Genomic DNA, 17,653 nt, shown 5'->3' with positions numbered 1-17,653 from the left:
CGGAATGCTAACGACGGCACGCGGATTGAGGAGGCCGAAGGCCGTCTCGAAATCCAGCACCCGGTTTCGAGACGTGGCCTGCGGCCACTCCTCGACCTGCTTTCAGGCGTTGCGCTCGATCACGGCCACCACGGCATCCACCGTCTCATCGAAGTCAAGCGCCGTCGAGTCGACCGTGGTCACGCCCTCGGCGGCCGTCATGAAGTCGACGACGCGCGAGTCGGCCTCGTCCCGCCGGTGCAGCTGCTGTCCGACGACGGCCGCGTCTTCGCCCGTGAGCTCCGCGGCGCGGCGCGCCGCCCGCACGTCGGGGTCCGCGGTCAAGAGGATGCGCACGGGCGCGTGCGGCGCCACCACCGTCGTGATGTCCCGACCCTCGACCACGATGCCGGGCCGCTCGGTGCCGGCCATGATCTGCCTGAAGAGCACCGTCAGCTGCTCGCGCACCTCGGGCACCCGGGCGATCGCGCTGACGAGCCCGGAGACCCGCGGCTCGCGAATCGCCTCCGTGACATCGGTGCCGCCGCTGACGTCCGTGCCGGCACCCTCCCCCACGACGACCCGGTACCCGCCGGGCTCGGTGCCGATGCTCAGCACGAAGCCGGCGAGCGACGAGGCGACTGCGGCAGCATCCGTCTCATCGATGCCGCGCGAGCCGACATACCAGGCCAGCGCGCGGTAGCAGGCGCCCGTGTCGAGGTACGCGTAGCCGAGCCGGGCGGCGACGGCCTTGCTCACGCTCGACTTGCCGCTGCCCGCGGGCCCGTCGACGGCCACGATGAGGGAGGTGTGAGTCATGATCCGGCGATCCTCCAGCCGCGTGCCGACAGTTCATCGATGGTGCGCTGCTGCGCCTCGGGCAGCACGGCGATCTCGGCGAGCCCGATCGCGGCGCCGGGCGAGTGCTCGAGCCTGAGGTCCTCGAGGTTCACGCCGATCTCGCCCATCTCGGTGAAGAGCCGCCCCAACTCGCCCGGCGCGTCCTCGACCATCACGACCACCTGCGCGAACCGGCGATCCTGGCCGTGCTTGCCCGGCAGCCGGGCGACGCCGGCGTTGCCCGCCGCGAGTTCCTCGGCCAGCGCACGACGGGCACCGGATGCCTCCGGGTCGTCGAGCGCGCCCAGAACCGTGTCGAGGTCATCGCGCACACCGCGCAGAATCTCGGCCACGGCCGGGGCATTCGCGCCCAGAATCTGTACCCACAGCTCGGGATCGCTCGACGCGATGCGGGTCACGTCGCGCAGCCCCTGGCCGGCGAGGCCGAGCGCGGCATCCGACGAGCCCATGAGGCGCTTCGCCATGAGCGTCGCTACCAGCTGCGGCGCGTGCGAGACGAGCGCGACGGCGGCGTCGTGCGCCACCGTGTTCAACTCGACGGGCACGGCACCGAGGTCGAGAATGAGCGACTCGACGACCTGCGTGCGGCTGCGCGAGAGCTCGGGCCGCGTGCACACCACCCAGGGCCGGCCGATGAAGAGGTCGGCGCGCGCCGAGATCGCTCCCCCGCGTTCGCGACCAGCCAGCGGATGCGACCCCACGTAGCGCCCCACATCGACGCCGCCCGTCGTCTGCGACTCGGCCGTCCGCTCCACCTCCGACAGCGGCCCGACCTTCACGCTGGCCACGTCCGTCACCACCGCAGCGGGGTGGGCCTTGAGCTCGGCGGCGACCACCCGGGCGGTCAGGTCGGGCGGCACGCACACGACGACGAGGGTGGGGGCGTCATCCGCTCGCGAAAGCCGGCCTGCGCCGTAGTCGATGGCGAGGCGCAGGTTGGCGGGCGAGGCGTCGTCGAGAATGACGTCGACGCCACGCGCCTTCAGGCCGAGGCCGATGCTGGCGCCGAGCAGGCCTGCGCCGACAACGCGAACCTGGCCGGTCAGCCGGGAGGTGTGCGCGGTCATTCCTCTGCCCCCTGGCGCGAGATTGTCAGCAGCTCGCCGAGCTCCGCCCTGGTGAGGTCGCGGGCCTGCCCCACGGCGAGCGTGCCGAGGTGCAGTGGCCCGAACTGGCGGCGAACGAGGTCGTTCACGGGGTGGCCGACGGCGTCGAGCATGCGGCGCACGATGCGGTTGCGGCCCGAGTGCAGCACGATCTCCACGAGGCTGCTGTCGCGGCTGCGCTCCAGAAGCCGTGCCTTGTCGGCGACGATCGGGCCGTCGTCGAGTTCGATGCCCTTCGTGAGACGGGCGACGTCCTGCGGCGTCACCACGCCGGCGACCCGGGCGATGTACGTCTTGGTCACACCGAACGACGGGTGCGCAAGCACGTGGGCGAGCGCGCCGTCGTTCGTCAGCAGCAGGAGCCCGGAGGTGTCGGCGTCGAGGCGGCCCACGTTGAACAGCCGCTCCTCGTAATCGTCGGTGAAGCGCCGCAGGTCGGGCCTGCCGTGTTCATCCTTCAGGGACGACACGACGCCCGTCGGCTTGTTGAGCATCACGTAGCGCCGGGAGGGGTCGAGCTGCACGGCCACGTTGTCGACGGCAACCTCATCGACGGTGGGGTCGACGCGGCGGCCGAGCTCGGTGACGACCTTTCCGTTCACCCGCACCCGGCCCGCGCTGATCATCTCCTCGCTCACGCGTCGGCTCGCGACGCCGGCGGCAGCCATGACCTTCTGCAGCCGCTCGCCCTCGGGCTTATCCGATTCCATCGAATCCCTCCATGCCGTCGGCGAGCAGCGGCGAGATCTTCGGCAGCTCATCGATCGAGTTGACGCCGAGCTGGGTCAGCAGCAGATCGGTCGTGCCGTAGTTGATCGCCCCGGTCTCACTGTCGGTGAACAGCTCGGTGATGAGCCCGCGGCCGAGCAGCGTGCGCACCACTGAGTCCACGTTCACGGCGCGGATCGACGCGATTTGCCCGCGGCTGATCGGCTGCTTGTATGCGATGACGGCGAGCGTCTCGAGTGCCGCCTGCGAGAGCCGGCTCGGGTTCTGCGAGAGCACGAAGTCGGCGATCACGTCGTCATACTCGGCCCGCACGTAGATGCGCCAACCGCCGCCCACCTCGCGCAGCTCGAAGCCGCGCCGGGTGCCGCCGTCACCCACACCGTCGAAGTCGCGCACGAGTTCTTCGATCGCCTGGCGCACCGCGGCCACGGGGCTGCCGAGCGCGGTCGCCAGGCTCACGAGGCTCTGTGGCTCATCCGACACCATGAGAATCGCCTCGAGCGCACGGCGTACGTCGATCGCCGGCGCATTCACGGCCTCGCGCTGGCCCTCCACGCCGCTCTCGGTCACGCTCTCGCCCATCGTTTCAGTCATAGTCCGCCCCCAGGTTCGCCAGGTTCTCCTGGGACCACTGCTCCGCGGTCCAGCGGATCGTCAGCTCGCCAAGCGGCTCGATCTGCTCGAACGACACGGCCGCGTGCCGGTACAGCTCGAGCACGGCGATGAACCGCGCCACGACCTGCCCCTTCATGTCGGTGCCGGCGATCAGTTGGCGGAACGTGTGCGGCTCCCCCGAACGCAGCAGGGCCACCACCGTGGCCGCCTGCTCACGGATGCTCACCAGCGGCGCGTGCAGATGATCAAGCCCGACCACCGGAATCTCCCGCGGCGTCAGCGCCAGCGCCGCCAGCGCCGCGAAGTCCTCAAGCGTCAGCGTCCACACGAGCTCGGGCGTGCGCCTGCGGTACTTGTCCTCCAGCCGCACGCTGCGCGCGTGCCGACTCGACTCCCCCTCGAGCCGCTCGCCGAACCACGCGGAGGCCTCCTTGAACGCCCGGTACTGCAGCAGCCGCGCGAACAGCAGGTCGCGCGCCTCGAGCAGCGCCACATCTTCGGCGTCGACGAGCTCACCCTGCGGCAACAGCCCCGCCACCTTCAGGTCGAGCAGCGTCGCGGCCACCACCAGAAACTCGCTGGCCTCGTCGAGCCGATCCTCGCCCTCGAGCGCGCGCAGGTAGGCGATGAACTCGTCCGTCACCCGGCTCAGCGAGATCTCCGTGATGTCGAGCTCGTGCTTCGTGATCAGCGACAGCAGCAGATCGAACGGCCCCTCAAAGTTGCCGAGCGCCACGCGAAACGAACGGTTGTCTTCATCAGCGGATGCCGCATCCGCTGCGCCGGCGCCCGTGACGGCGTGCTCAGGCGACAGCGCCACGCGCGATCAGTTCCCTCGCGAGCTGACGGTATGCAGCCGCGGCCTGGTGCTCCGGCGCGAACTGGATGATAGGCATGGCTGCGACGGAGGCATCCGGGAACTTGACCGTGCGGGTGATCACGGTCTCGAGAACGCGCGAGTCGAAGGCATCGACGACGCGCTCGAGCACCTCGCGGGAGTGCAGCGTGCGCGAGTCGTACATGGTCGCGAGAATGCCGTCGAGCTCGAGCACCGGGTTCAGGCGGTCCTTGACCTTCTCGATCGTCTCGACGAGCAGGGCGACGCCACGCAGCGCGAAGAACTCGCACTCGAGCGGGATCAGCACGCCGTGCGCCGCCGTGAGGGCGTTGACGGTGAGGATGCCGAGCGAGGGCTGGCAGTCCACCAGGATCAGGTCGTAGTCGTTCGCGACCTTGCGCAGAACTCGCGAAAGGATCTGCTCGCGGGCGACCTCGTTCACGAGGTGCACCTCGGCCGCCGACAGGTCGATGTTGGCGGGGATCACATCGAGACCCGGCACGCCCGTGTGCTGGATCGTGTCTTTCGGGTCCTTCGAGCTCGACAGCAGCAGGTCGTAGATGGTCGGAACGTCGTGGGTCTCGACCCCGAGGCCGGCCGAGAGAGCGCCCTGCGGGTCGAAGTCGATGGCGAGCACGCGTCGACCGTATGCGGCGATGGATGCGCCCAGGTTGATGCTCGTCGTGGTCTTGCCGACGCCACCCTTCTGGTTGCACAGGGCGATGATGCGGGCGGGGCCGTGACTCTTCAGCGGCTTCGGCTCGGCGAACTCGTGCGCAGGGCGACCGGTCGGGCCGAGACGCGGGGCGTCGTCGCCCGCAACAAGGGTGCCGGTCTTCGAGGACGAGGAGGCGCCACCGGCCGACGCATCGCCGGCAGAAGCATCGATGAAGCCGGGAAGTTCCGTTCGCATCTCGTTATTGCGCGCCACCTGCGACGTCCTCGCTTCCCAAAAGTGTTGCACGCGGATTCCCGCGCCTCCGAGTCTAACGAACGCCGCGCCGAACCCGTGGTCGCACCGCCGCACGAGCGAGTTGAGGAGACGCGCAGCGTCGTCTCGAAACCCACCACCTCCGCCGGGTTTCGAGGCAGCCGCTCCGCGGCCTCCTCAACCGACGTAAACCCGGCCGCTCTCAGCTTTAGCGCGCTCTGGGATGCGCTTGGGTATATACGTCGCGCAGCGCATCCGCGGTCACGAGCGTGTAGATCTGCGTCGTCGCGACAGACGAGTGCCCCAGCAGCTCCTGCACCACGCGAACGTCGGCGCCGCCGGCCAGCAGATGCGTCGCGAACGAGTGCCGCAGGGTGTGCGGCGACACCGACGCACTCAGCTGCGCCCTCTCGGCCGCCGCCTTGATGATGAGCCAGGCGTTCTGCCGCGACACGCGCTGCCCGCGAACGCCGAGAAACAGCGCCGGCGTCGCCTTGCCGCGCGCGGAGAACAGCGGCCGCGCCCGCACCAGATACGCGTCGATCGCCGCGCGGGCGTAGCTGCCGAGCGGCACGATGCGCTGCTTGCTGCCCTTGCCCGTGAGCCGCACGATCTCGGCGTCGATCACGTCGTCCACGTTGAGGTCGACGGCCTCACTGACCCGCGCGCCCGTGGCGTACAGCAGCTCGAGCAGCGCCTTGTCACGCAGCGCCCGCGGATCCTCGCCATCCGTCGCCGCCAGCAGCGCCTGCACCTGCTCGATCGAGATCGCCTTCGGCAGCCTGCTGGCGAGCTTCGGCGGCTTCGTCTCCGCGGCGACGTTCTCACCCACCACCTGCTCCTCCAGCAGAAAACGGTGCCAGCCGCGCACGCTCGACAGCACGCGCGCAAGCGACGACGCGGTCAGCGGCGACTCGTCACGCGTCGCGAGATGCCGTGAGAAGCCCTGCACGTGCTGCGCCGTGATCTCTCCCGGCTCGTGAACGCCCTGAGCGTCAAGCCACGCCGTATAGCCGACGAGATCGCGACGATACGCGGCAACCGTGTTGTTCGAGAGTCCGCGCTCGATCGCCACGTGCCGCAGGTAATTGTCGACGGCCTTCTCGATGACAGTCACCTGCCGCTCACCCGTTCGCCGCCCGATCCGCCCGATCCGCCCGATCCGCCCGAGCGGCTCAGTGCCGCGCCGCCCACTTCGGATGCCGGGGCCACGCCGTCTCCGGCCCGCTCAACGTCGCCCATCCGCGCCGCCTTGCCTCGGCCGCCGCGAGCACTCCCACCACCATCGACGGGTTCTGCACCCTCCGCTCGAGCACCGCAGAGACGGCGTCGTCGAGCGGCACCCAGCGCACCTCGATACCGGCCTCCTCGCCGTGCCGCTTGTACGCCTCTTCGGTCGCCGCGAGCCCGCGCGCCAGGTAGATGCGGATCGCCTCGCTGCTCGAGCCGGGCGAGGTGTAGAACTCGGCGAGCACGCTCCACGTGGAGGCCGTCATGTCGGCCTCCTCGGCGAGCTCACGCTGGGCGGCGGCGAGCGGCGGCTCATCCGTCACATCGAGCAGCCCCGCCGGGATCTCCCACAGCCTCGAGCGCACCGGGTGCCGGTACTGCCGAATCACCAGCAGCCGGTCCTCGTCGTCGAGCGCCACGATCGCCACCGCACCGGTGTGATCGAGGTACTCGCGCGTCAGCTCGTCGTCATGCAGTCTGAACGTGTCACGATCCACGTTCCAGATCGTGCCCTCGAACGCCGTCTCACGCGAGAGCTGCTGCACCTGGTACGGCTCGTCGCGAAGCACGAAGTCGTCGCCCGCGGCATCCGTCTCACTCATCGTCGTTCACCTCGAACAGTCTGCTCGCCTCCTGCCGATCGAGCGCGGCCCCGATCAGGCCGCGGAACAGCGGATGCGCGTGGTTCGGCCGCGACCGCAGTTCCGGGTGCGCCTGTGTTCCCACGTAGAACGGGTGCGCGTCGCGCGGCAGTTCCACGTACTCCACGAGGCTGCCGTCCGGCGACGTGCCGCTGAACTGCATGCCGGCCGCGGCGATGCGCTCGCGGTACACGTTGCTGACCTCGTAGCGGTGTCGGTGCCGCTCGGACGCCTCGGGCGCGCCGTACAGCTCGGCGACGATCGACCCCTCGCTGAACGCGGCCGGGTACAGCCCGAGTCGCATGGTGCCGCCCAGGTCGCCCGCCGCGATGATGTCGACCTGCTCGGCCATGGTCGCGATCACCGGGTATTCGGTGTCGGGGTCGAATTCCGACGAGGATGCGCCGGCGAGCCCGGCGACGTTCCTCGCGTACTCGATGACCATGCACTGCAGACCGAGGCACAGCCCCAGCGCCGGAATCCCGTTCTCGCGCGCGAACCGCAGCGCGCCCAGCTTGCCCTCGATGCCACGGATCCCGAACCCGCCCGGCACACAGATGCCGTCGACGTCGGCCAGGTTACGCGCCTGGCCCTCGGGCGTCTCACACTCGTCAGACGGAATCCACTTCAGGTGCACCTTCGCCCGGTGCGCGAAGCCGCCCGCCCGCAGCGCCTCGATCACCGACAGGTACGCGTCGGGCAGGTCGATGTACTTGCCGACGACGCCGATGGTCACGTCATGCTTGGGATCGTGCACGGCCTCGAGCAGCTCGTCCCAGCTGGAACGGTCGAGCTCGCCGGCCGTCAGGCCGAGCATCTCCATGATGTACTCGTCGAGACCCTGCTCGTGCAGCGTCGAGGGAATGTCGTAGATGCTCGGCAGGTCCACGGTGTTCACCACGGCCTTCTCATCCACGTCGCACATGAGCGCGATCTTGCGCTTGTTCGACTCGGAGACGGGCCGGTCGCTGCGCAGCACGAGCGCATCCGGCTGGATTCCCAGCGAGCGCAGCGCCGCCACCGAGTGCTGCGTCGGCTTCGTCTTCTGCTCGCCAGAGGCGTTCATGAACGGAACGAGCGAGACGTGCACGAAGAAGCAGTTCTGCCGGCCGAGCTCGTGCCGCACCTGCCTGGCCGCCTCGATGAACGGCTGCGACTCGATATCGCCGACCGTGCCGCCGACCTCGGTGATGATCACGTCGGGTTTCGGCTCTTCGCTCGCCTGCAGGCGCATGCGCCGCTTGATCTCGTCGGTGATGTGTGGAATCACCTGCACCGTGTCGCCCAGGTACTCGCCGCGCCGCTCCTTGGCGATCACCTGCGAGTAGATCTGCCCGGTTGTGACGTTCGCCGCCTGGGTCAGGTTGATGTCGAGGAACCGCTCGTAGTGCCCGATGTCCAGGTCGGTCTCGGCGCCGTCGTCGGTGACGAACACCTCGCCGTGCTGGAACGGGTTCATCGTTCCCGGGTCCACGTTCAGATACGGGTCGAGCTTCTGCATCACGACGCGTAAGCCGCGCGCGGTCAGAAGATTTCCGAGGCTGGCGGCGGTCAGCCCCTTGCCCAACGAAGAAACGACACCACCCGTCACGAAGATGTGCTTGGTAGTGCCGTTTGTGAGCCCCGCGTTTTCGTTATCCACCACGGGCTTTCATCCTAACAGCAGCAGCCGGGCGTTTGCGCCGAGCCTCGCCTCGCGCCTCCCAGGGAGCGGGCCTCACGCCCCCAGAGACGGGCCTCAGGCCCCCAGAGAATCGGATGCGGTGCCGCCGCCCCGCGTCGCCACCGGCGCCTCAACGCCGATCGCGCGATAGAACTGCTGCATGGCTCGTCTGTTGTACTCGTCGGGGTCGAAGTCGCCGGCGGTGACGTCCCCGGCGAGGAAGGCGCGCATCCCCTCGGCCAGATCCTCATCGCTCGTCGGCACCACGAGGCCGACGCCGGCGGGCAGCGCGTCCTTCGCCGAGCCGAAGTCGACGGTCACGACGGGCAGGCCGAGCGTGAGGGCCTCGAGGATCACCATGGGCTGACCCTCGTAATTGCTCGAGAGCACGAAGCAATCACTTGCGGCCATGATGGCGTACGGGTTCGACTGCAGGCCCGTCAGGTACACCGCATCCGTCAGGCCGAGCTCGGCGATGAGCGCCTCCAGCTCGCCCACGAGCGGCCCGTGACCGATGAGCAGCAGCCGGGTGTCGGCGCGCTGGGCGTGCACGGCAGCGAATGCCCGGATCAGTCTGGCCTGGTTCTTCTCCGGCGAGAGCCGCCCGACGCTCACGAATGTGGTGCGCTTCGGCCCCTCGATGAGATCGAGCGCCCAGGCGGGCAGCTCCCCCGTCTCGGGATCGCTCAGCATCACCCGCAGGTCGACGGCGCCCTCCCGCAGAATGCGGGCCGAGTTGACGGTGTTCTGCGCCGAGAGGAACTTCTCTGGGCCGGCGACCTTTGCCAGGTTGCGCCGGTTGATCTCGGTGAGTGCAGGCGACACCGACACGAGGTGATCGTATTCGCGGTACAGGTCGAACACGGCGTCGAGGCTGCGCTTGTTGGGCTTGTGCCCGCGAATCTCGCGCTCGGCGTCGGCGAGCATGTCGTTGTGCAGCCAGATCGATCGGGTCGCCACCGGCGAGTGCAGCAGCTGCATCGCCCAGTACGGGCCGTACCCGCTGAAGTCCACCACGTAGTCGAAGCGGCTGTCACCGAAGCAACGCACCCACTCGTCGTCCCACAGCATCCGCTGCTTCGGGTCGGTGCGGTGCTGCTCGATCTGACCGCGCCTAAACGAGAGGTGGCGCGCCAGCTGGGTCACCTTCGACCCGTTCATGCCGCCTACGCGCGGAAACTGCCGCACGTTCGGGTTCAGCTCGCGCTGCTTGGCGATATGCACCGCATTGCGCGACTTGGCGAAGAACGCCGACACGTCGTAGCGGTCGTAGTCGAGGTGGTCGAGCAGGTTGAGCATCGAGGTCGTGATGCCGTTCGGGCGCATGCCGCCGGCGTACAGCAGAATCGAGGGCCGGCCGTCCGTTGCGGCCCGGCGCACCCGGTGCCCGTCGACATTGCCGCGGAAGACAATGTCGATCACCCGCTCGCTCACGTGGCCGTCCTCGAACGGGCAGAACGCCTCGCGCGCGGCCTCGTATCGGGCACGGATGCCGGTGGGCAGGCCTTCGCCGCTCGCGATCTGCCGCACGTGCTCGGCCAGCTCGTCCACCGTGCGCACTGCGGGGCCGGGCCACTCGTCCGGCTCGAAGTACAGCCCGCGATAGCCCGCGTACTCGTCGATGTCGGGGGTGAGGAACAGCACCGGCCGGCCGGTCGCGAGAAAGTCAAAGTAGATGCTGGAGTAGTCGGTGATGAGCATGTCGCTCACGCCGAGGATCACGTTGGTGGGCAGTTCGTTCGGCACGAGCATGCGGCGCAGTTCCGGCCGGTCCTTCACGAGCCTGTGCACGATCTGGTGGGTCTTCAACAGCACCACGTAGCGGTCGGTGTCGATGAGCGACTCGAGCCGGTCGACGCGCGCGAGCAGCTCGTCCACGTCGTCGTCGGGGCGGCCGAACGAGCCGCCCTTCCAGGTGGGTGCGTACAGGATGATCTCGCGGTCGCCGAGTGGCAGCCCGGCATCCTCAAGCCTCGCTCGAGCGGATGCCGCCTCCGCGCCATTCAGCCGCTGCCGGTCGATGCGCGGGTACCCCTCCTCCACGATGAGCCCGCGGTAGATGTTCTCCATCTTGTACGCCGACTCGTACATCTGCCGCGCCATGAATTCGTTGGCGGCGAGCAGGTAGTCTGCCGAGACGAAGTTGCGCACGATGTTGGCGGTGTCGAGCGCGCCGCCGGCGATGTCGTAGCCCATGCGCTTCAGCGGGGTGCCGTGCCACGTGTTGAGGTAGACCTGCCCGGGTCGCTTGCCGAAGTCGGCGGGGAACGTGGCGTTGTTGACGAGGTAGTTGCTGGTCGCGAGCGCGCGGAAGTAGGCGCTGGAACGGTATTTCACGAAGCTCACGCGGTCGTCACCGGCGAACTCGGCGATGGTGGAGGCGTACTGCCGCATGTCGGAGAGCACCCAGATGTGCTTCAGGTGCGCCAGGTCGGGCGCCGCGAGCAGCGCGCGGAAGATCGCCTCGGGGTTGTCGAGCATGCCGTTGCCCGAGAACGACTCGTACAGAACCGTGTTCGGCACGATCGGCCTGCGCCGCCAATACGCGTGCACCTCGTAGCGGCCGGCGCGTTTGGCCCGCTTGAGAAGGGCGGCGGGGCGGGGGACTCGCATAGTCGTGGAGTTTATCCACGCCCGGTGTGAGAACCCTTGGAGCAGGGTATGCGCCCGCCTCAGGCCGCCCCGACGGCGCTCTCGCTCTCCTGCCGCGCCTCGTCGGCGAGCGCGAGCAGTTCGCGGGCATGCTCGAGACCGCTGGCTGAATCGGGCAGACCGGAGAGCAGCCGCGTCATCTCGGCCAGCCGCTCGTCGCCGGCGAGCTGCCGCACGCTCGAGGCGGTCACCTGCCCGTCTCCGCCCTTGACAACGCTCAGGTGGTTGTTCGCGAACGCGGCCACCTGCGCCAGGTGCGTCACCACGATCACCTGCGCCGTGCGCGCCAGCCGGGCGAGCCGGCGCCCGATCTCGATCGCCGATGCCCCGCCCACTCCCGCGTCGATCTCATCGAACACGAACGTGGGTACGGGGTCGCTGCCGGCGATGACCACCTCGATCGCGAGCATCACACGGGACAGTTCACCACCGGATGCGCCGCGACCCAGCGGTCGCGGCTCCGCGCCGGCGTGTGGCTGCAGCAGCATCGTCACCTGGTCGCGTCCGGAGGGCGCGAACTCGTCGCGCTCGCTCACCTCGACCATCAACCGGGCGTCCGGCATGGCGAGCGCCGCGAGCTCCGCGGTCACGGCCTCGCCGAACGCGTCGGCCGCCTCGCGACGCAGTCCGGTGACGGATGCCGCGAGCTCTGCCGCCAGCGCCGCATCCGCGTCGACCTCACCTCGCAACGACTCGATGCGCTCGGTGTCGCCGTCGAGTTCCGCGAGCCGCGCTCCCCCGCTCTCGCCGTACGCGATCACGTCGTCGAGACTCGGACCGTACGCGCGCGTGAGCGAGGCGAGCTCGGCCCGTCGCTCCTGCAGCACTTCGAGCTCGCGTGCGCCGTCGGCATCGAGCGCCGCAAGGTAGCTGGAGAGCTGGGCGGCGATATCGGCCACGAGATAGCCCGCCTCGCTGAGACCGGCGGCGATGGGCGCGAGCTCGGGGTCGTGCATGCTCACCCGCTCGAGCGCGCGTCGTGCGTTCTCGATGAGACCGACCACATCGGCGGCGTCGATCTCTTCCGCGGAGACGCTCTCGCGTGCCGTGGCCGCGGCCACGCGCAGTTCCTCCAGGTTGGTCAGCCGCTCGATGCGTTCGGTGAGCTGTTCGTCCTCACCGGGTTGCGGCGCGGCGGCCTCGATCTCGGCCATCGCGGTGCGCAGCCCGTCTGCCTCCGCGCGGCGCCGCGCTTCATCGTCGATGAGTTCGTCGAGCTCGGCCTGGTTCGCCCGCCAGCGTTCGTAGACACGGCGGTAGTTCTCGATGGCATCGGCAAGCGGCTCGCCGCCGAACCGGTCGAGCGCGTCGCGTTGCGCGGTCGCCGAGCGAAGTCGCACCTGGTCGGACTGCCCGTGCACAACCACGAGCCTCTCCCCCAGCTCGGCCAGCACGCCGACCGGCGCGCCCCGGCCCCCGACGACCGCCCTGCTGCGCCCCTCGGCCGAGACGGTACGGCTGAGCACGAGCTCGGCGTCGCTCGCACTCGGCCCGTCCGCATCCACGTCGCCGCCTGCATCCCGCACGCGCTCGGCCACCTCGCCGTCGGCGGGAACGCGCCACCGTCCCTCGGCGAGCGCCTGCGGAGCCCCCTGCCGCACGGCACCGGCGTCGGCGCGGTCGCCGAGCAGCAGACCGAGCGCCGTGACGACCATGGTCTTGCCCGCCCCGGTCTCACCGGTGAGTGCCGTGAACCCGGGGCCCAGTGGCAGGGATGCCTCGGCGATCACGCCGAGGTTCCGGATGGAGATCTCGTCGATCACGCCGGGCTACTCCCGCCCCGCCGGCCCGCGCCATCCCGTGACGGGCAGGCTGAACTTGCGCACGAGCCGGTCGGTGAAAGCGCCGCGGTGCAGGCGCGCGAGCCGAACAGGCACCGGCGAGCGCCGCACGACCACTCGTGCGCCTCCCGGCAGGTCGTGCGCGCGCCGGCCATCGCACCACAGAATGCCGTTCGAGTCGGTTCGCTCGAGCACCTCGACCGCGAGCGACGAGCCGGCGTCGACTACGAGTGGCCTGGCGAACAGCGCGTGCGCGCTCAGCGGCACCAGCAGCATCGCCTCGAGCCCCGGCCACACCACGGGACCGCCGGCGGAGAACGAATACGCGGTCGAACCCGTCGGCGTCGACATGACGACGCCGTCGCAGCCGAAGCTGGAGAGCGGCCGGCCGTCGACCTCGATGACGACCTCCAGCATCCGCTCGCGGCTCGCCTTCTCGACGGTCGCCTCGTTCAGCGCCCAGCTCTCGTAGATGACCTCGCTGCCGACCTTCACGCGCACCCAGAGCGTCATGCGCTCCTCGACCTCGTAGTCGCGATCCAGCCCGCGGCGCACGGCCTCGGCAAGATCGTCGCGCTCGCTCTCGGCGAGGAACCCGACGTGGCCCAGGTTCACCCCGAGCAGCGGCGCCTGGCAGCCGCGCACCATCTCGGCCGCGCGCAGAATGGTGCCGTCGCCGCCGAGCACGATCACGAGCTCAAGCGCCTCTGCCTCGACGTCGACGCCGAGCACCGCCAGCGAACCGAGATCCGGCTGCGCGGCGAGCAGATCGCGATGCTCGTCGACGCTCAGCACGGGCGTTGCACCCGCCTCCAACAGCTGCCGGCAGACTCTGATGCCCGCCGCGATCGTGTCGTCACGACCTGTGTGCGCGACGACCAGGATGTATCGGGCCGCTGCTGCCATCGCCGTCACCTTCCCACCATCGCCGTGATCTGCTGCAACCATTCTGTCGGATTCGTCCCATGCGCCGCGTCGAGCAGCACGAGATACTCATGATTCCCGTTGGAACCCACGATTGGGGAGGAGATGACGCCGCACGTCTTCAGCCCCGCGTCGTGCGCCGCCCACAGCACGCCCGCCACGGCATCCGCTCGCAGCCCCGCGTCATGAACGACTCCTTCGCGGATGCTGCTCCGCCCCACTTCGAACTGGGGCTTCACGAGCAGCACGAACTGGGCGCCGGCCGCTGCCGTCGCCACGAGGGCCGGAATCACCTGCCGCAACGAGATGAAGGAGAGATCCGCGACGACGAGGGTGGGCCGCTCGTCACTCCCCGTGAGCGACGCCAGCATCTGGGCCGTGAGATAGCGGGCGTTGACCCCTTCGAAGGGGCTAAGCCGCGGCTCCGAGGCGAGTTCGGGCGCGAGCTGGTCGTGGCCCACGTCGAGCGCGATCACGCGCTCGGCCCCGCGCTCAAGCAGTACCTGGCTGAAGCCGCCCGTCGACGAGCCGACGTCCATGGCGAGGCGCCCCGCGACATCCACGTGGAATGCGTCGAGCGCCGCAATCAGCTTGTGCGCGGCCCGGCTCACGTAGTGGTCGCGTGCCGCAATCTCCACCATCGCGTCGTCGGCGACGCGCATGGACGCGCGAGTCGCCGCGCGGCCGTCGACACTCACAACGCCGTCGGCGATGAGTCGCGCCGCATGCGTGCGGGACCGCGCAAGGCCGCGCTCGGCGAGGGCGACGTCGAGGCGCGCGTCAGCCATGCCGCTTCGAGAGGTCTCCGCCCTCGAGCCGCGACCGCAGCTCTTCGTGCAGCTGCGCGTACGCCTCGGCACGCCCGTCGAGCGGCTGCTCCTCGATCAGCGGCAGGCGGGAGAGCAGGGCGCCATCGACCGTGCGATCCTGGCCTGCGCCGGCAGGAACCGCGCCATCCGGAACCGCGCCATCTGAACCCGCGCCGTCCTGAACCGCGCCCTGCGGCTCGGGCGCGCGGACATCCCGCCCGATCTCGTCGCGCTCGATCTCTGCCACACGCACAGCCTACCCACTCGCTTCGCACGCATCCTCACGCCTGCCGCCTGAAACGCTGCACCTCTCTGACCCTCCGGCGCAAAGCCGCAGCACGGCGTTCAGCTCATCGTGGGGCGCACCTGTGGCGAACCACACCATCTCGCCGTCGTCGCCGGCATCCCGTGCGCGCACCATATGCGTCGAGACGTATGCAGCGACGGCGCGCTCGAACTCGACCGCCCCGCACCCTGCCGTCACGTGTACAGGCGCTCCGGCACGTCAAGCGCGTAGATGGCCTGTCCGCTCTCCCAGATCGCGGCGCAGGCCGCGCGAAGCAGATCGATGCTCGAGTCCCCGTCCTTCACGATTTCGACGAGATTCCCGGCGACGCGCACGGTCGCGTTGCGCACGGTCGCCGACCGCCGATCGCGGCTGAAGACCGTCTTCGGGTACGCCTCGTGCAACCCCCGCAGATCCTCCACGATGAACGTCGGCCGACTGTTCCGGTCCACGGCGATCAGCTGCTTGGCGTGGTCGACGCCGGTGAGCACCATCAGCGAGTCCATGCCTGCTCGGTTCGCCCCGAGAATGTCGGTGTCGAGCCGGTCTCCAATGAAGAGCGGATGCCGCGCCGCGAACCGTTCCGTGGCGGCGTCGAAGATGGGCGTCTCCGGCTTGCCCGCCACCTCCGGCAGCCGCCCGACCGCGCTGTGCACGGCCGAGACGAGCGTGCCATTTCCCGGCGCCAGCCCCCGCTCGACCGGAAGCGTCCAGTCGGTGTTCGTCGCAATCCAGGGCATGTCTGCGTCGCTGCCGAGCGCGAACGACGCCTCCGCGAGGTCGCGCCAGCCGACATCCTTCGAGAACCCCTGCACGACGGCAGCCGGTCCGTCGTCCGCGGATCGCGTCACCCCGTACCCCGCCTTGGTCAGCTCGTCGACGAGCCCATCGCCGCCTACCACGAGCACCGTCGCGCCCGGCTCGACGCGCCTCGCCAGCAGCCGCATCGCGGCCTGAGGCGAGGTCACCACGTCGGCCGGAGCAACCGTCAACCCGAGATCGCTCAGGTGCGTAGCGACGGCCGTGTCGGTTCGCGACGCGTTGTTTGTCAGGTAGCCGACCCGCGCCGACCGTGACGCCGCGTTGAGGCTCTCGACGGCATGCGCTATCGCATGCTCTCCGCGGTATACGACTCCGTCAAGGTCGGCAAGGATGACGTCGACGCCGTCAAGCGGCGTCGACGTGTCGTCAGTTGCCCGGCGTCGCAGGGCCATCGCCGTCCTCCGAAATCTCCTCCTCGATGACCTCGACCGTCTCGTCGAGCCCGCTGTCGTCGGCCGCATCGAGGGCGTCATCCGCACGCTCCGCGCGCAGCATCCATTCGGCGGCGGCGTCTGCTCTGCCCAGCTCCGCGAGCACTTCCGCATATGCACGGAAGAGATCAGGACTGTACGAGAACGCACGCTCGGGGTCGAGTTGCGGTATCTCCAGTTCGGCGAGCGCGGCATCCGGCTGCCCGAGATCGAGCCGGGCACCGGACATTGCGATCGCGAGCGATACCTGTACCGGATTGGGCAGGGCGTCACGATCGACGGATCGGCCGAGCTCCAGGGCTCGGTCTGGCCTGCCCACTCCCCGCTCGCTGTCGACCATGAGAGGTACCTGGTCATCCGATCCTGAAATGCGGCGGTAGGTGCGCAACTCGCGCAGCGCGAGTGCAAAATCACCGATCGCGTAGGCGGTTATTGCGAGCGTCTCGCGCACGACCGCCACCCGCCCGGCGCGTCGCTCTGCTGAAAGGGCGTGCCGGTGCGCCAGGGACGGATCCTCGTCGATCAGGCGTCCCACCATGACCAGGTGCTTCGCGACCTCGTCGGCGTTATCCTTGCTCAGCGTCTTCAGCTCCGCACGAGCGACCTTGTCGAGGTCGCGCGCCGTCACATCCTCCGGGAGTTCGGGATCCTCGTGCCGAGGGCGCACGGAACGCAGCGAGCGGGCACGCAACTCCTCTTCGGTGAATTGGCGTTCGGCATCGCGCGCATCACGGTCACCTCGCGCCGGCGCTCCCCCACGAGTCCACAGACGATCGCCACCACGAGCGCCATCGCGGCCGCCCCGATTGCCGGAGGGTGCACGACCGCTCCCCGAGCGCGGAGCACCAAAACGCGCCGTGCCGCCGGAAGACCTCTGGCTCGCGCCACTCGATCGGCCGCTCGATGGCCGTCCCTCTGCCGGCCGCGGATAACCGGAGCGCCCCTCACCCGCAGCGCCCTGGCCCCGCTCCCGGCTCGGGCGCCCGGAGCGTTCGCTGTGCTGTTTGCCGCCACGTTCGCCGTCACGTCCGGACGGTCCCTGCTCACCCCGGCCACGTCGATCCTGTCCGTCGCGCCTGGCACCGTCACCGTCGCGCCTTGGACCGTCCCCATCGCGCCTTGGGCCGTCCCCGTCGCGCGCCGGTCGCGCATCCCTGTCTCGACGAGGTGCAGCACGTCGATCGGATGAACCGCGACCGGAATCACCATCGCGCGGCTTGCGGTCGCTGTCACCGGGCCGTCGGCGCTCGTCTCGGCCGCCCTCTCCGCGAGGCGTGCTCCGTCGAGCGTCCTCTCCGCGAGGCGTGCTCCGTCGAGCGCCCTCGCCACCGCCCCGACCGCTCCGGTTCCGGCCG

Annotated in this window: 17 protein-coding genes; all 17 read right to left on the bottom strand. The window is 69.6% G+C overall.

Annotation, left to right across the window (positions count from 1 at the left end; translation table 11 throughout):
- Window positions 1-102 precede the first annotated feature (102 nt).
- The 17 genes from cmk to OSC27_RS03525 all read right to left on the bottom strand — a co-directional run bounded on the left by cmk (window position 103) and on the right by OSC27_RS03525 (window position 17,627).
- Window positions 103-798 (bottom strand): (d)CMP kinase, encoded by a 696-nt coding sequence (cmk, locus tag OSC27_RS03605; protein ID WP_267180033.1) that lies wholly within the window; start codon window positions 796-798, stop codon window positions 103-105.
- Window positions 795-1,907 (bottom strand): prephenate dehydrogenase, encoded by a 1,113-nt coding sequence (locus OSC27_RS03600; RefSeq protein ID WP_267180032.1) that lies wholly within the window; start codon window positions 1,905-1,907, stop codon window positions 795-797. The genes cmk and OSC27_RS03600 overlap by 4 nt, the downstream gene beginning before the upstream one ends.
- Window positions 1,904-2,656, bottom strand: a complete 753-nt coding sequence (locus OSC27_RS03595; RefSeq protein ID WP_267180031.1) for a pseudouridine synthase — start codon at window positions 2,654-2,656, stop codon at window positions 1,904-1,906. The genes OSC27_RS03600 and OSC27_RS03595 overlap by 4 nt, the downstream gene beginning before the upstream one ends.
- Window positions 2,643-3,269 (bottom strand): SMC-Scp complex subunit ScpB, encoded by a 627-nt coding sequence (gene scpB, locus OSC27_RS03590; RefSeq protein WP_416348805.1) that lies wholly within the window; start codon window positions 3,267-3,269, stop codon window positions 2,643-2,645. The genes OSC27_RS03595 and scpB overlap by 14 nt, the downstream gene beginning before the upstream one ends.
- Entirely contained in the window at window positions 3,262-4,104 is an 843-nt protein-coding gene (locus OSC27_RS03585; RefSeq protein WP_416348820.1) for a segregation and condensation protein A, read from the bottom strand. Before OSC27_RS03585 ends, scpB begins: the two co-directional genes overlap by 8 nt.
- Window positions 4,094-5,041, bottom strand: coding sequence for a ParA family protein (locus OSC27_RS03580; RefSeq protein WP_267180030.1), 948 nt, complete (start codon window positions 5,039-5,041; stop codon window positions 4,094-4,096). The genes OSC27_RS03585 and OSC27_RS03580 overlap by 11 nt, the downstream gene beginning before the upstream one ends.
- Window positions 5,042-5,267: 226 nt before the next feature.
- Window positions 5,268-6,167, bottom strand: a complete 900-nt coding sequence (gene xerD, locus OSC27_RS03575; protein WP_267180417.1) for a site-specific tyrosine recombinase XerD — start codon at window positions 6,165-6,167, stop codon at window positions 5,268-5,270.
- Window positions 6,168-6,234: 67 nt separating this feature from the next.
- Window positions 6,235-6,891 (bottom strand): NUDIX domain-containing protein, encoded by a 657-nt coding sequence (locus OSC27_RS03570; RefSeq protein ID WP_267180029.1) that lies wholly within the window; start codon window positions 6,889-6,891, stop codon window positions 6,235-6,237.
- Window positions 6,884-8,572 carry a CTP synthase gene (locus OSC27_RS03565; RefSeq protein ID WP_267180416.1) on the bottom strand — a complete coding sequence of 563 codons (1,689 nt, stop codon included), beginning with the start codon at window positions 8,570-8,572 and terminating at the stop codon, window positions 6,884-6,886. Before OSC27_RS03565 ends, OSC27_RS03570 begins: the two co-directional genes overlap by 8 nt.
- 96 nt (window positions 8,573-8,668) lie before the next feature.
- Window positions 8,669-11,206: a glycosyltransferase gene (locus OSC27_RS03560; protein WP_267180028.1), complete on the bottom strand. Its 2,538-nt coding sequence runs from the start codon at window positions 11,204-11,206 to the stop codon at window positions 8,669-8,671.
- 59 nt (window positions 11,207-11,265) lie between these two features.
- On the bottom strand, window positions 11,266-13,008 hold the full coding sequence (gene recN / locus OSC27_RS03555; protein ID WP_267180027.1) for a DNA repair protein RecN: 1,743 nt from the start codon (window positions 13,006-13,008) through the stop codon (window positions 11,266-11,268).
- A gap of 6 nt (window positions 13,009-13,014) precedes the next feature.
- Window positions 13,015-13,932, bottom strand: a complete 918-nt coding sequence (locus OSC27_RS03550) for an NAD kinase (RefSeq protein WP_267180026.1) — start codon at window positions 13,930-13,932, stop codon at window positions 13,015-13,017.
- 5 nt (window positions 13,933-13,937) lie between these two features.
- Window positions 13,938-14,738, bottom strand: a complete 801-nt coding sequence (locus tag OSC27_RS03545) for a TlyA family RNA methyltransferase (protein WP_267180025.1) — start codon at window positions 14,736-14,738, stop codon at window positions 13,938-13,940.
- On the bottom strand, window positions 14,731-15,006 hold the full coding sequence (locus OSC27_RS03540; RefSeq protein ID WP_267180445.1) for a hypothetical protein: 276 nt from the start codon (window positions 15,004-15,006) through the stop codon (window positions 14,731-14,733). The genes OSC27_RS03545 and OSC27_RS03540 overlap by 8 nt, the downstream gene beginning before the upstream one ends.
- A gap of 233 nt (window positions 15,007-15,239) precedes the next feature.
- The gene (locus tag OSC27_RS03535; RefSeq protein WP_267180024.1) at window positions 15,240-16,259 is read right to left on the bottom strand and encodes an HAD-IIA family hydrolase; all 1,020 of its coding nucleotides are present in this window, start codon (window positions 16,257-16,259) and stop codon (window positions 15,240-15,242) included.
- Entirely contained in the window at window positions 16,234-16,926 is a 693-nt protein-coding gene (locus OSC27_RS03530) for a hypothetical protein (RefSeq protein WP_267180023.1), read from the bottom strand. The genes OSC27_RS03535 and OSC27_RS03530 overlap by 26 nt, the downstream gene beginning before the upstream one ends.
- Window positions 16,923-17,627, bottom strand: a complete 705-nt coding sequence (locus OSC27_RS03525; RefSeq protein WP_267180022.1) for a hypothetical protein — start codon at window positions 17,625-17,627, stop codon at window positions 16,923-16,925. Before OSC27_RS03525 ends, OSC27_RS03530 begins: the two co-directional genes overlap by 4 nt.
- Window positions 17,628-17,653: the final 26 nt, after the last annotated feature.

The organism is Microbacterium sp. STN6 (assembly GCF_026410545.1).
Lineage (GTDB): Bacteria > Actinomycetota > Actinomycetes > Actinomycetales > Microbacteriaceae > Root112D2.
This window is presented reverse-complemented; position numbering and strand designations above follow the sequence as displayed.